12 protein-coding genes are annotated in these 13,191 nt (G+C 67.3%); 5 read left to right on the forward strand and 7 right to left on the reverse strand.

All coding sequences use genetic code 11. The features are described 5' to 3' along the window. Nucleotides 1-268: 268 nt before the first annotated feature. From ACQKJZ_RS14250 to ACQKJZ_RS14270, 5 genes are all read left to right on the forward strand, one after another. Nucleotides 269-1,114: a sulfurtransferase gene (locus ACQKJZ_RS14250; RefSeq protein WP_427731740.1), complete on the forward strand. Its 846-nt coding sequence runs from the start codon at nt 269-271 to the stop codon at nt 1,112-1,114. A 5-nt stretch (nt 1,115-1,119) separates the two neighbouring features. After that, the gene (gene metC / locus ACQKJZ_RS14255; RefSeq protein WP_427731763.1) at nt 1,120-2,316 is read left to right on the forward strand and encodes a cystathionine beta-lyase; all 1,197 of its coding nucleotides are present in this window, start codon (nt 1,120-1,122) and stop codon (nt 2,314-2,316) included. Then, complete coding sequence (locus tag ACQKJZ_RS14260) at nt 2,313-3,623, forward strand: mechanosensitive ion channel family protein (protein WP_427731742.1); 1,311 nt, start codon at nt 2,313-2,315, stop codon at nt 3,621-3,623. The genes metC and ACQKJZ_RS14260 overlap by 4 nt, the downstream gene beginning before the upstream one ends. 191 nt (nt 3,624-3,814) lie before the next feature. After that, nucleotides 3,815-4,651: a TorF family putative porin gene (locus ACQKJZ_RS14265; protein ID WP_427731745.1), complete on the forward strand. Its 837-nt coding sequence runs from the start codon at nt 3,815-3,817 to the stop codon at nt 4,649-4,651. Nucleotides 4,652-5,027: 376 nt separating this feature from the next. Beyond that, nucleotides 5,028-5,978, forward strand: a complete 951-nt coding sequence (locus ACQKJZ_RS14270; protein ID WP_427731747.1) for a TonB family protein — start codon at nt 5,028-5,030, stop codon at nt 5,976-5,978. A 200-nt stretch (nt 5,979-6,178) separates the two neighbouring features. On the opposite strand, the gene ACQKJZ_RS14275 is transcribed toward ACQKJZ_RS14270, so the two are convergent. The 7 genes from ACQKJZ_RS14275 to ACQKJZ_RS14305 form a co-directional block, all read right to left on the reverse strand. Continuing rightward, nucleotides 6,179-6,598, reverse strand: a complete 420-nt coding sequence (locus ACQKJZ_RS14275) for a DUF3035 domain-containing protein (RefSeq protein ID WP_312488664.1) — start codon at nt 6,596-6,598, stop codon at nt 6,179-6,181. Next, a complete protein-coding gene (lspA, locus tag ACQKJZ_RS14280; protein WP_427731750.1) occupies nt 6,591-7,097 on the reverse strand; it encodes a signal peptidase II in 507 nt (168 codons plus the stop codon). The genes ACQKJZ_RS14275 and lspA overlap by 8 nt, the downstream gene beginning before the upstream one ends. After that, a complete protein-coding gene (gene ileS, locus ACQKJZ_RS14285; RefSeq protein WP_427731752.1) occupies nt 7,090-9,921 on the reverse strand; it encodes an isoleucine--tRNA ligase in 2,832 nt (943 codons plus the stop codon). Before ileS ends, lspA begins: the two co-directional genes overlap by 8 nt. Nucleotides 9,922-9,956: 35 nt before the next feature. Beyond that, on the reverse strand, nt 9,957-10,907 hold the full coding sequence (locus ACQKJZ_RS14290; protein ID WP_427731754.1) for a bifunctional riboflavin kinase/FAD synthetase: 951 nt from the start codon (nt 10,905-10,907) through the stop codon (nt 9,957-9,959). A gap of 33 nt (nt 10,908-10,940) precedes the next feature. Continuing rightward, a complete protein-coding gene (locus tag ACQKJZ_RS14295; protein WP_427731756.1) occupies nt 10,941-11,966 on the reverse strand; it encodes a GGDEF domain-containing protein in 1,026 nt (341 codons plus the stop codon). A gap of 127 nt (nt 11,967-12,093) precedes the next feature. Then, nucleotides 12,094-12,564: a dihydrofolate reductase gene (locus tag ACQKJZ_RS14300; protein ID WP_427731758.1), complete on the reverse strand. Its 471-nt coding sequence runs from the start codon at nt 12,562-12,564 to the stop codon at nt 12,094-12,096. Continuing rightward, nucleotides 12,561-13,191 (reverse strand): thymidylate synthase (locus ACQKJZ_RS14305; protein ID WP_427731761.1); only part of this gene is annotated, 631 nt, incomplete at its 5' end. The genes ACQKJZ_RS14305 and ACQKJZ_RS14300, both read right to left, overlap by 4 nt.

Below are 13,191 nucleotides of genomic sequence, written 5' to 3' on the forward strand. Positions count from 1 at the left end.
GCTCAGGCTGAACGGATGTTGTGGAAGACCTACTCCTCCCTCCGTTCAGCCTGAGCGAAGTCGAAGGCCACGCCCCACCCTCGCCTTTAACCGCTCCCCTCCCGCAGGCGGGAGGGGATGGGGGATGGCACGCCCCACACAACAGTCTCGGTGAGACTTCCTGCCCTCCCCAAACCCCTCCCGCCTGCGGGAGGGGCTTACCCCGCCCCCGCTTGCGACCCCGCCCCCAACGCGCCTAGGTACGGACCCACCGACCGAGGAGCCCCAGATGCCGCCACTCATAACCCCGCAAGACCTCGCCGCGATCGCGGGCGAGGCGGATGTGCGCATCCTCGACGTCACCTATTTCCTCGACGATCCGACCGGCCAGGCCGCGCGGCGCGGGTTCGAGGACGGACATATCCCCGGCGCGCGCTTCCTGGCGCTGGGCGGCCTCGCCGATCCCGAGAGCGACCTCCCGATGACGCTCCCGCCGGCGGAGCATTTCGCGCATGCGATGAGCGAAGCCGGTGTCGGCCATGCCGACCGCATCGTCCTCTACGACCGCTCGTCGCTGCACAGTTCGGCGCGGGTCTGGTGGCTGCTGAACCTGTTCGGCGCCACCAAGATCGCTCTGCTCGATGGCGGGCTGGCGGCCTGGGTCGAGGCGGGGCAGCCGGTGATGGTCGGTGCGGCGGGCGCGCCCGAAACCCCCGGCCTGTTCGTCGCCCATGCCGACCTGGCCCGCGTGCGCAGTCTGCGCGAGGTCCATGCCCATGTCGAAGCAGGCGATGCGCAGATCGTCGATGCCCGCTCGCCCGGCCGGTTCGCCGGTGCCGAGCCCGAGCCGCGCCCTGGTGTCGAGCCCGGCCATATCCCCGGCGCATTGAACCTGCCCTATAATCGGATGTTCGAGGGCGACGGCCGCTGGAAGTCTGCCCACGCCATCGCCGCCGAATTCACCGCCGCCGGGGTCGATCCGAACCGGCCGATGGTCGCCACCTGCGGATCAGGCATCACCGCCTGCGTCCTCGCCTTCGCGGCCGAGCGGATCGGCGGCCTGATGCCGGTCTATGACGGCAGCTGGACCGAATGGGGTTCCGACCCCAGCACACCAAAAGCGAAAGACGCGTGACCCCGATGACCGACGACGATCTGCCCATCAAGCCCGCCACTCGTCTGGTCCAAGCGGGCCGCCGCGCCGAATGGACTAAAGGCGTGGTCAACGTCCCCGTCTGGCGCGGTTCGACCGTGCTCTACGACAATGTCGCGCATATGCGTAGCGTCGGCGCGGGCGATCTGCATGAAAAGCTGTTCTATGGTCGCAAGGGCCTGCCCACCCAATGGTCGCTGGCCGATGCGCTGACCAGCCTGGAGCCGGGCGCGCAGGCGACATTCCTCTATCCCTCGGGCGTGGCGGCGATCGCGGCGGCGTTGCTGTCGGTGTTGTCGCCGGGTGACGAACTGCTGCTGGTCGACAGCGCCTATGATCCGACGCGCGGGCTGGCGACCGGCTTGCTGGCGCGGATGGGGATCACGACGCGCTTCTACGATCCGTTGGTCGGCGCTGGCATTGCCGAGCTGATCGGCCCGGCGACACGCGCGATCTTCCTCGAAAGCCCCGGCTCGCTCAGCTTCGAGGTGCAGGATATTCCCGCCATCATCGCGGTCGCTAAGGCCAAGGGCATCACCACGATCCTCGACAATACCTGGGCGACGCCGCTGTTCTTCCCCGCAATCGAGAAGGGCGTCGACCTGACGATCCTCGCTTGCACCAAATATGTGGTCGGCCATTCGGATGCGATGCTGGGTTCGGTCACGGCGGCGCCTTCGCACTGGGCGGCGCTTCGCGACACCAGCTTCCAATTGGGGCAGGTCGCCAGCCCCGATGACGCCTATCTGGGCAGCCGGGGTCTGCGCACCATGGGCGTCCGCCTCGCCCAGCATCAGACCAGCGCGCTGGCCATCGCCAAATGGCTCGCCGAGCAGCCCGGCGTCGCGCAGGTCTTGCATCCCGCGCTTCCCTCCTGCCCCGGCCATGAGATTTTTGCGCGCGACTTTTTAGGGTCGAGCGGGCTGTTCGCCTTCGTCCTCGACGGCGGCAACGACGCCGCGCGCACCGCGATGCTCGATGGCCTCGCGCTGTTCGGCCTCGGCTTCAGCTGGGGCGGTTATGAGAGCCTGGCCATCCCCGCCGACCCGCATCGCCATCGCAGCGTGACCAAGCGCGACTTCGCCGGGCCGCTGGTCCGGCTCCAGATCGGGTTGGAGGATGTGGGCGACCTGATCGCCGATCTTGACCGGGGCCTCGCCCGTTTCCGGGCCGCGCGCGGATGACATTGTTCGAGTGGCTTCAGGCGAGCGGCATCGAGCTGCCGACCCGCGCCGAGGCCATGGAGGCCGGGGTCGCCACCGCGCTGACTTTGGCGATGCTGGCGGGCGGCGCCATCGCTGGCCGCAAGCTCGGCCCGCATGTGGCCGCGCTGGTCCAGCGTTTCGCCGCGTCGCATGGCGAGGCGTTGCAGGTCCGCATCTGCGCGATCACCCGGCATCTGGCCGCCGCCATCCTGCTGATGACGCTGGGCGCGCTCTGGCCCTGGGAGGCCTTGGCGGGCGTACCCATCGGACTGGCGCTGGGGGCGTCGGTGGCACGCGCGGGGTTCCAGCTGTTGCGCGGGCTGAACCTGCCGCGCTGGCTCGCCTGGATCTTCGCCATCGTCTGTTTCGTCGCGCTGTTCAGCCGCGAGATCGGCGGCCTCGGCCCGGTCAGCCGGCTGGCCGAACAGATCGGCTTTACCGTCGGGTCGCGGCGATTCTCGGTGATGCTGCTGGTGACGATGCTGGTCACCATCGTCGTGATCCTCGCCGTCACTCGCGCGGTCACCCGGATCACCGAACAATGGATCGGCCATGCGCGCGGGCTGGACCCGACGCAGAAGCTGCTGGCGCAGAAACTCGCCAGCATCGCCATCGTCGTCATCGCCTTCTTCTTCGCGATGGATTTGCTGGAGATCGACCTGACCAGCCTGGCGCTGTTCTCGGGCGGGTTCGGCCTGGCGATCGGTTTCGGGCTGCAAAAGACGATCGGCAATCTGATCGCCGGGATCATCCTTTTGATGGACCGCTCGATCAAGCCGGGCGACGTCATTGCGCTCCAGAAAGAGATCGGCTGGGTCAACAAGATCGGGGTGCGCGCCGTCTCGATCATCACCCGCGACGGCAAGGAGCATCTGATTCCGAACGAGAATCTGATGACGCAGGAGGTGGAGAACTGGTCCTATTCCGACCGCAACGTCCGCGTCCGCATCCCCGTCTCGATCGCCTATGACAACGACCTGAAGCTGGCGCAGGAGCTGATGCTGCGCGCCGCGCGCGAATCGCCGCGCGTCCTGAAGAGCCCCAAGCCGACCGTGTGGCTGATGAGCTTCGGCGACCATGCGCTCCAGCACGAGATCCTCGCGTGGATCAGCGATCCCGAAAGCGGCGTCGGCAATGTCCGCTCGGACGTGCTCAACCGGTTGTGGTTCCTGTTCAAGGAGCACGGCGTCGGCCTGCCCTATCCACAGCGTGACATTCACATCCGCTCGCTGCCCGGCGGCCTGCGTCACGAGAATCTGGACGCGCCCATCAGCCCGGAGCCGTGACCCTTCGGCCACAGCGCGTCGCCGAAAAACCATCATGGATCGAGTTTATGCTTGTGCAGTGCATCATGCGCTGTCAGCTTGGCCTTCTCGCGACGGCAGACGGTCCGCCGGGTTTGACCCGACACCTATAGAGGCCGCATCGCCGCGAGGTTGCAGGTGAGAACATCGAATTTCCGTTTGAAAGGGAAACGATGCGCTTCTCCACGATCCTCCTTGGCGGCTTCTCGCTGGTCGCCTCGACACCCGCCTTCGCGCAGGACAGCGGCAGCGAAACGGCACCGCCTTCTCCCGTCACAGTCAGCGGCAGCGTCGCGATCCTGACCGACTACCGGCTGCGCGGCGTGTCGCAGACCAACAAGAACGCCGCGATACAGGGCGCGCTGACCATCGCGCATGACAGCGGTTTCTATATTGGCACCTTCGCATCCAACCTGGCCGGTTGGGGTACGTTCGGCGGCGCCAACATGGAGCTCGACGGTATCGTCGGCTACAAGCACAGCTATGGCAATGCGACGGCCGATGTCGGCGTCACTTGGTACACCTATCCGGGCGGCGCGTCCGAGTCGGATGTGGTCGAGCTGTTCGGCCGCCTGTCGGGCACGGCGGGCCCCGCCAACCTGACCGCCGGCGTCTATTACGCGCCCAAGCAGACCTCGCTCGGCAACTTCTCGAACACCTCGTACAGCCGGGGCCAGCGTTGGGATAACCTCTATCTGACCGGCGACGGCACGGTCGGCATCCCCAGCACGCCAATCACCGCCAAGGCGCATATCGGCTATTCCAAGGGCAATCCGGGCCTGGGCCCTAACGGCACCAGCCTGTCGCCGACCGGCGAATATTGGGACTGGTCGCTGGGCGCCGACGTCGCGGTTTACAAGAACATCACGCTGGGCGTCGCCTATATCGACACCGACATCACCGGCGCCGAGTCGGCCTATCTCCAGCCGAACTTCTCCAAGGGGCAGGTGCCCGGCGGCGCCAGCATCGCCGATGCGACGGTCCTCTTCTCGCTGACCGCCGCCTTCTGACGGCCTGACCGGGGGGTGAAGGGCGGTGCCGATCATGGCGCCGCCCTTTCCGGTGAAAAGCGCGTCATCCCGGCCGAAAGACTCGCGTCCGTCACGAAGCGCCCATAGGCTCTGGTCATCGATGCCGGTGCCCCGGCGCGATCGGGAGGGTTTCGCAATGATTCGGCCGCTGTTCCTTGCCCTGTTGTCCGCCTCGTCGATGCCCGGTGCACCCGCCGGCTCGCAAACGGGGACGACGCCACCCCCGCCACCTGTCCTTACGGTTCGCTCCGCCCCCCATGCCACGCCCCCTTCGTCACGCGTGCTGCTGCAATGGATGCCGGGCCCAGTCACCTGCGGCGGTGCCCCGGTCGGTGGGGCAACGGTTCGACGGCCCTTGAACCTCCTGGGCTGGAGCGGGGCGAACGTCACCGACCGCACGCTCACGCTGCGTTTCGCCATCGACCAAGCCGGCCGCCCGGTATCGGTGACCCGCGACGGCCCGGATTACGTCATGTTCGGCGAGGACGTCGTACCGGCGCTGGTCACCAGCCGCTTCGCGCCCAACATGGTGCGTCAGGATTGCCGCGTCACCTATGCGCTCCGCGCGACGCCGCTGGAGCGGGCGGACGTGCCGGAATTGATGTCCTATACCATCCAGCCGCAATCGGGCGCGCTGCCGAAGAATGGCTGGCTGCGCATCCGCACGGCCGGCGGCACCTGCCAGGACGATCCGCAGCCCCAGCCGCTGGTCCGCGTCCTGCCCGATTTCGAAAAGCTGCCCGCCACGCCCGGCGCGCGCGACTGGTCGATGGTCCGCTATGACCTGGATGCCAAGGGCAAGCCGGTGGGGGCCACGCTGCTGACCGGCACCGCCAATCCCGCGCTCGACGCCGCGGCGTTGAAGGCCATCCGCGCTTCGCGCTTCACCGGCGGCCCGCGCACCGGTTGCTTCTATCCCTTCTGGCGCGCGCCGGCGACGCTGCCCGCCCCCGACATGCCCGAGGCGATCCGCGACACCAAGGTCGAGGGCAACTGCCCCGACGAGCATGACTGGGCGGTGGCGCCGCAGCTGCGTTTCCCCGAACCCTTTCGCCGCCGTTCGATCGAGGGCTGGGCGGTCGTCAGCTATGACGTCGCGCCCTGGGGCGAGCTGGGCAATCTGAAGGTGATCGCCGCGCAGCCCGCGAGCGATTTCGGCGACGGTGCGATCGCCGTGCTGCGCGGCGCGCGCTTCAAGGTCAGCACGCAGGGCTATACCGGCTGCGTCGACCGGGTACGGTTCAACATGGGGCCGAGAAATATGCCCGCGACCGATGGCGAGGGAGTGTCGCCGCCGGTCTATTGAGGGGCCGGATTTGTATTTTCTCTCCCCTCCCCTTCAGGGGGGCCGGGAGTGGGCGCTTCCGCAAGTCCAGTCCTTTGACGATAGGCCCCACCCCAACCCCTCCCCTGAAGGGGAGGGGCTTACGAACCGATCCGACCCAACGAAAAAGGGGCCGGAACGCTTGGTCGCGCCCCGGCCCCTTCCCTCTCGAACCTGTCGGATCAGCGCGTGCCGGCGGCGGCGCGGGCGTCCTGGCCGTCGCCTTCGGGGGCGGCGACGATGTCACGGGTGGTCGCGCCCTTGTCGACGACATTGGTCGCCGGATCGCCGACCGAGGAGCGGATGCCCGCATCGGCGCTATCGCCACCGGCATTCTGCACCAGGCCATATTCCGACTGGCTGCGCGCCGCCTGACCGCCGAACAGCGCGTCCAGCGTCTGCTGCTGGCCACCGCGCGTCTGCACGGGCGCGGCGCCCGGCTGCGGCGGGACCAGCGCATAGTCGGGCGGGATCACCAGCGAAGGCTGGCGCGCGACGGCGAATTCGTCGGGACGCGCACGGTCCAGGCCACGCCCGGCCCCACATCCCGTCAGCAACGCGGCGCAGGACAGACCTGCGATGACGGGCACCAACTTACGCATTGCTCTTCTCCATAGGAGCAGGCCGATCGCGCACGAGGAGCGCGCGCGCCAGCAAAACCAGAACGCCGATAGTAATCGCCGCGTCGGCGACATTGAAGACCAAAAAGGGCCGCCACTCGCCGAAGTGCAGATCGGCGAAATCGACGACATAACCGAAGCGCACCCGGTCGATGATATTGCCCAGCGCCCCGCCCAGCACGCAGCCCAGCGCGATCTGGTCGAACGGATTGCGCTCGCGCGTCATCCAGAAGGCCACCGCCAGCGCGATCGCGCCGGTCATCGCGACCAGCGCCCAGCGCGAGGCGTTGCTGTCGGCCGTCAGCAAACCGAGTGAAATGCCGTAATTGGGCACGAAGCGCAGGTTGAAGAAGCTCGTGATCTCACGAACATCGCCCAGGGCGCGCAGGGACATCGGCCCGGTCACCGCCCATTTGATGAGCTGATCGACGACGAACAGGATCGCGGCGGTCGCCAGACCGCGGGCGGGCAGCTTAGCCATGGGCGACCACCTCGGCACAGCGGCCGCACAGTTCGCCATCCGCCGCGACATCGGGCAGGTGCCGCCAGCAGCGGCCGCATTTGTGATAATCGGTGCGCGTCACGCCGACCGTGTCGGCCACCGCGACATCGGCGACGATGAACGCCTCGGCCAGTCCCTGCGGATCGAGCGGCAGCGACGGCACCGTCACCACGGCCTCGTTGGACGAACGGATCGTCTTTTCGCGGCGCAGCGGCTCGATCGCCTCGGTCACCTGCGCGCGCAAGGACCGGATCTCGGCCCAGCGCGCCATCAGCGCCTCGTCCTCACCCAGCTGCGGCAGTTCGGGCCATTCAAGCAGATGGACCGAACCATCTTCCGATGGATAGCGCGCCTGCCACACTTCCTCGGCGGTAAAGCACAGGATCGGCGCGGCGTAGCGGACGAGCGCGTGGAACAGGATGTCCAGGACAGTGCGATAGCTGCGACGCTTCGGATCGGTCGCGGCGTCGCAATAGAGCGAGTCCTTGCGGATATCGAAGAAGAAGGCCGACAGGTCCTCATTCGCGAAATCGGTCAGCGCGCGCAGATAGCGGTTGAACTCGAACGCATCGGCCGCACGGCGCAGCTCGGTATCGAGTTGCTCCAAGCGGGCCAGGACGTAACGCTCCAGCTCGGGCATCGCGTCGAACGAGATGCGCTCCTCTTCCGTAAACCCGTCGAGCGCGCCAAGCATATAGCGGAAGGTGTTGCGCAGCTTGCGATAGCTGTCCGAGGCGGTGGCGAGCACCTCCTTGCCGATGCGGACATCCTCGAAATAATCGGTCGAGGCGGTCCAGATGCGCAGGATGTCGGCGCCCGATTCGCCGATGATCTTCAGCGGATCGACGACATTGCCCAGCGACTTGGACATCTTGCGCCCCTGCCCGTCGAGCGCGAAGCCGTGGGTCAGCACCGCATCATAGGGCGCACGACCGCGCGTGCCGCAGGATTCGAGCAGCGACGACTGGAACCAGCCGCGATGCTGGTCCGACCCTTCGAGATACAGGTTCGCGCGCGTGCCCTCGCCGTAACGTGCCTCGATCACGAAGGCATGGGTCGACCCTGAGTCGAACCACACGTCGAGGATGTCGTTGACCGGCTCGAAATCGGCGAGGTTGTAGTCGGCGCCGAGCAGCGTCTGATGGTCGGCGGTGAACCACGCATCCGCTCCGCCCTCACGGAAGGCGGCGAGGATGCGGGCGTTGACGTCCTTGTCAGCCAGATATTCGCCGGTCTGGCGGTTGACGTAGAGCGCGATCGGCACGCCCCAGGCGCGCTGGCGGCTGATGACCCAGTCGGGACGCCCCTCGACCATCGAGCGGATACGGTTGCGGCTGCGCTCGGGCACCCAGCGGGTGCGCTCGATCGCATCCAGCGCGGTCTGTCGCAGCGTCGCGCCATTGCCCAGCGGCACCGTGAGGAGCGGCGTCATGCCCGAAATCGGGTCGACCTGCGCCATCGCCATGTCGGGGACCAGCGTCGCATCGGCGCGGTCCATCGGGATGAACCATTGCGGGGTGGCGCGGAAGATCACCTTGGCCTTGGAGCGCCAGCTATGCGGATAGCTGTGCTGGAAATCGTCCGAGGCCGACAGCAGCGCACCGACCTCGCGCAGGTCCGAACAGATTGGGCCCTCGGCGGACACGAACTTCTTGTTGATGACGCTGCCCTGGCCGCCCAGCCATGCCCAGTCGGGGCGATAGGTGCCATCGCCCTGCACCGCGAAGACGGGGTCGATGCCGTTCGCCTTGCACAGCAGGAAGTCGTCCTCGCCGTGATCGGGGGCCATATGGACCAGACCCGTACCGGCGTCGGTGGTGACGAACTCGCCGGCCAGGAACGGGCGCGGCTTGGCGAAGAAACCGCCCAGCTTGTGCATCGGGTGAAGCGCGGTCGCGCCCTCCAGCACCGGCCCCTTGGCGAGCGCGATGAAGCCCTTCATCGTGATGCCGGTGCGCTTGGTGAAGGCGGGCAGCAGCGGCTCGGCGACCAAGTAACGACGACCATCGCACTCGAAGTGCAGATAGTCGATCGCCTCGCCATAGCTCAGCGCCTGGTTGACCGGGATCGTCCAGGGGGTCGTCGTCCAGATGACTGCCAGCGCGCCGACCAGATCGGGATATTCGGGGCAGCTTGCCACCTCGAACCCGACATCGATCTGGGTCGAGACGATGTCCTCATATTCGACCTCGGCCTCGGCCAGCGCGGTCTTTTCGACCGGCGACCACATGACCGGCTTGGCGCCGCGATAGAGCTGGCCCGATTCGGCGAACTTCAGCAGCTCGCCCGCGATCACCGCCTCGGCGTCATAGGTCATGGTCAGATAGGGGTTCGCCCAGTCGCCCATGATGCCCAGCCGCTCGAACTGCGCCTTTTGCGTGCCCACCCAGGTATCGGCATAGGCGCGACACTCGGCACGGAACTGCGCGACGGGCACCTCGTCCTTGTTCAGCTTCTTGGCGCGATACGCCTCCTCGACCTTCCACTCGATCGGCAGGCCGTGACAGTCCCAGCCGGGGACGTAAGGCGCGTCCTTGCCCATCAGGCTCTGCGAGCGGACGATGATGTCCTTCAGCACCTTGTTCAGCGCATGGCCCATGTGAATGTCGCCATTCGCATAAGGCGGGCCGTCATGCAGGATGAACCGCTCGCGCCCCGCACGCTCGCGGCGCAGGCGGTCGTACAGCCCCATCCTGGCCCAGCGATCCAGAATCGCCGGTTCCTTGGCGGCAAGTCCCGCCTTCATGGGGAAATCGGTCTTCGGCAGGAAGACGGTGTCGCGGTAATCGGGCGCGTCGCTCATAGGGGACAGGCCCTTAACGACTTTAGGTTAACACGTCATGCCGGATTATGCGATCCCGGTATCTGGGCCAGTATCGCCCGCGCGCGGGCACAGTCAGCGTCCATCTGCGTGACGAGTGCGTCCAGCGAATCGAACTTCGCCTCGGGCCGCAGATACTCGATCAGCTCGACCGACAGGCGCTGACCATAGAGGTCGCCGCTGAAGTCGAAGAAATGCGGCTCCAGCAATTCCTTGGGCGGATCGAATTGCGGCCGGATGCCCAGATTGGCCGCGCCGTCCAGCACACGTCCATCCTCCAGGGTCCCGCGCACCGCATAGATGCCATAAGCGGGGCGCAGATATTCGCCCATGTCGAGGTTGGCGGTCGGGTAGCCGATGGTGCGGCCCAGCTTGTCGCCATGCTGCACCACGCCCTCGATCGTGAAGGGCCGGGTCAACAGCCGCGCAGCCTCTCGCGGTTCGCCGGCGGCCAGATGCTGGCGGATGCGCGTCGACGACACCGTCTCTCCGTCTAGCGCCACCGGGGCGACCGCGTCGCTCGAAAAGCCCAGCTCGCGCCCCCATTCGCGCAGCGTCGCCACCGTCCCGCTGCGCCCCCGGCCGAAGGTGAAGTCCTCGCCGGTCACCACCCCGCCGATCTGGAGGTCGCCGAGCAGCCGTTCCTCGACAAAGGCGCGCGCGGTCAGCGCGGCCAGCGCTGCGTCGAAACGGAACACCATCATCGCATCGACCCCGGCGTCGGCGAACAGGCGCGCGCGCTGGTCGAGTCCGGTCAGGCGAAAGGGCGCGGCCCCCGGCTTGAACAAGCGAACGGGATGCGGATCGAAGGTCGCGACCAGCGCCGGACGTCCCTCGGCGCGCGCGCGCGCGACGGCGGCCCCGACCACCGCCTGGTGGCCGAGATGAAATCCGTCGAAATTGCCCAGCGCGACGATCCCCCCCGCCAGATGCGCGGGAACGGGGGCCGCGCCATCAAGACGCTGCATGGCCGCGCGCTATAGCAGCCCGCAGCGAATTGGCTAGGCGCGCGACACCACGCGATTGCCCTGCCCGGCGCTGGCGATCGCGCGGAACGCCTCGGCGCGGTCGAACGTCTCCTGCATCGGCACGCCCATGCCGACCGCGACGCCGGCCGACAGGGTGACCGCACCGATCGGCTCACCCGATCCGCGCAGCCGTAGCGTGCGCGCCAGCATCGCCGCGCGCGCCTCCTCCATCATCAGCGCCAGATGCGCCAGCGGCCGCCCGCGCAGCAGCAAGACGAACAGATTGTCCTGCCAGCGGATGATGTCGACTCCCTCGCAGGCCTGACGCAGCGTGGCGACGAAGGCGCGCAGCACATTGTCCGCCACCGACCGGCCATAGCGCGCCTCGATCACGTCGAGATCGTCGAGCCCACAGGTCGCCAGACCATAGCCATGCGGCTGATCGGCCAGTTCGGCGATCAGCCGGCGCGCGCCAACCGGACTCATCACCCCGGTCAGCGGGTCGACATCGGCGTCGCGCGGCGCCGTCTCGATCCGGTCGCGCAGGGAGGCGATGTCGCCCGACAGTTGGGCAAGGTCGTGCTCCGTCCGGGCGATGCGCGCGATCAGCTGTTCAATAAGGGCGGCGACATCCTTCGTGCCGCTGGCATCGGTGGCATCGCGATGCGCCCGCGACAGCGCGGCCATGTCGCTGGTGAAATCGCTGGTGATCTGTCGCGCATCGCTGGTCAGCGCCTCCAGACGATCCGCCTGGACACCCAGATCGCGCTGCCAGGCGCCCTGCCCCGCTCCCGCCTCCTCATGCGCGCGCAGCAGCGGGCGGAGCGCGACGACATCCTCGCTGGTCAGGCGCACGCCGCCATCGGTGCGCCGCGCAACCTCGCGACCCAGCGCGCTGTCGGGGTGACGGATGGCATAGAGAATGACGGCCCGATTGTCGGGACAATGGTCCAGCCGATGCTGGTCGAGGAACAGCGCGGCCTCATGCTCGGCGTCCCACCCCTGCTCGGCCTCGACATCCGGTCGATCCGCCCCCGCCTGCACCGCACCCCACATCATCCGGCCTTACCCGCTCGATTGGCACATCCGCGCATCCGAACCCGGGCGCGGATGCGTGTCAGAAGCAGTTCTATGGGGCTTGCCGACACAATTGAAGCGGCGGCGGGCAGAAATCGTGGTTAACGGCTCATGATTTCACAAGCGAGGCAAAGGCATAGCCCGGTCGGCCGTCTTCGGGGGCATGAACCTCGCGCGAAATCTCGCGCCAGCCGGTGAAGGCCGGGACCACCGCATCGCCCTCTGGCGCCGCGTCGATCTCGGTCAACTCGATCCGGTCGGCATGGGGCAGGAACAGCGCGAAAATCTCCGCGCCGCCGATGATCGCGACATCGTCCGGGCCGGCGAGCGCCAGCGCGGCATCGACGTCATGCGCGACCTCCGCCCCCTCGGCCGCCCAGTGCGGATCGCGGGTCAGCACGATGTGCCGGCGGCCGGGCAAGGGCGCGGGGAAACTTTCGAAGGTCTTGCGGCCCATGATCATCGGCTTGCCCATGGTCTGCGCCTTGAAATGCTTCAAATCGGCGGGCAGGTGCCAGGGCAGCTTGCCGTCGCGCCCGATCACGCCGTTGCGCGCACGCGCCAGCACTAAGACGATCATATCGCCACCGCTGCCTTGATATGCGGCTGCGCGACATAGTCGTGCAGCACGAAATCCTCGAGCGCATAACCGTCGATCGCATCGGGCTTGCGCGTGATCTCCAACCGGGGCAGCACGCCCGGCTCGCGGCCGAGCTGCGTCTTCGCCTGTTCCAGATGGTTGAGATACAGGTGGCAGTCGCCGCCGGTCCAGATGAACTCGCCGACCTCCAGATCGCATTGCTGCGCCAGCATATGGGTCAGCAGCGCATAGGAGGCGATGTTGAACGGCACGCCCAGGAAGATGTCGGCCGAGCGCTGATAGAGTTGCAGCGACAGCCGGCCATTCGCGACATGCGTCTGGAACAGGCAATGGCATGGGGCCAGCGCCATGGCGTGCAGGTCGCCGGGGTTCCAGGCCGACACGATCTGGCGGCGCGAGGCAGGCTGGGTACGGATCTGTTCGATCAGCTCGGCGATCTGGTCGATATGGCGGCCGTCGGCGGTCGCCCAGTCGCGCCATTGCTTGCCATAGACGGGGCCGAGATCGCCCGCTTCGTCGGCCCATTCGTCCCAGATGCTGACCTTCTGCTCCTGCAGCCAGCGGACATTGGTGTCGCCGCGCAGGAACCACAACAGCTCGACGATG

This window comes from Sphingomonas sp. NPDC019816 (assembly GCF_050274375.1).
Lineage (GTDB): Bacteria > Pseudomonadota > Alphaproteobacteria > Sphingomonadales > Sphingomonadaceae > Sphingomonas.

Coding starts and splice junctions, on each gene's coding strand:
- ACQKJZ_RS14250 (WP_427731740.1), top strand. CDS start 269: ATGCCGCCACTCATAACCCCGCAAGACCTCGCCGCGATCGCGGGCGAG.
- ileS (WP_427731752.1), bottom strand. CDS start 9,921: ATGAGCGACGCGCCCGATTACCGCGACACCGTCTTCCTGCCGAAGACC.
- ACQKJZ_RS14265 (WP_427731745.1), top strand. CDS start 3,815: ATGCGCTTCTCCACGATCCTCCTTGGCGGCTTCTCGCTGGTCGCCTCG.
- ACQKJZ_RS14260 (WP_427731742.1), top strand. CDS start 2,313: ATGACATTGTTCGAGTGGCTTCAGGCGAGCGGCATCGAGCTGCCGACC.
- metC (WP_427731763.1), top strand. CDS start 1,120: ATGACCGACGACGATCTGCCCATCAAGCCCGCCACTCGTCTGGTCCAA.
- lspA (WP_427731750.1), bottom strand. CDS start 7,097: ATGGCTAAGCTGCCCGCCCGCGGTCTGGCGACCGCCGCGATCCTGTTC.
- ACQKJZ_RS14300 (WP_427731758.1), bottom strand. CDS start 12,564: ATGATCGTCTTAGTGCTGGCGCGTGCGCGCAACGGCGTGATCGGGCGC.
- ACQKJZ_RS14295 (WP_427731756.1), bottom strand. CDS start 11,966: ATGATGTGGGGTGCGGTGCAGGCGGGGGCGGATCGACCGGATGTCGAG.
- ACQKJZ_RS14275 (WP_312488664.1), bottom strand. CDS start 6,598: ATGCGTAAGTTGGTGCCCGTCATCGCAGGTCTGTCCTGCGCCGCGTTG.
- ACQKJZ_RS14290 (WP_427731754.1), bottom strand. CDS start 10,907: ATGCAGCGTCTTGATGGCGCGGCCCCCGTTCCCGCGCATCTGGCGGGG.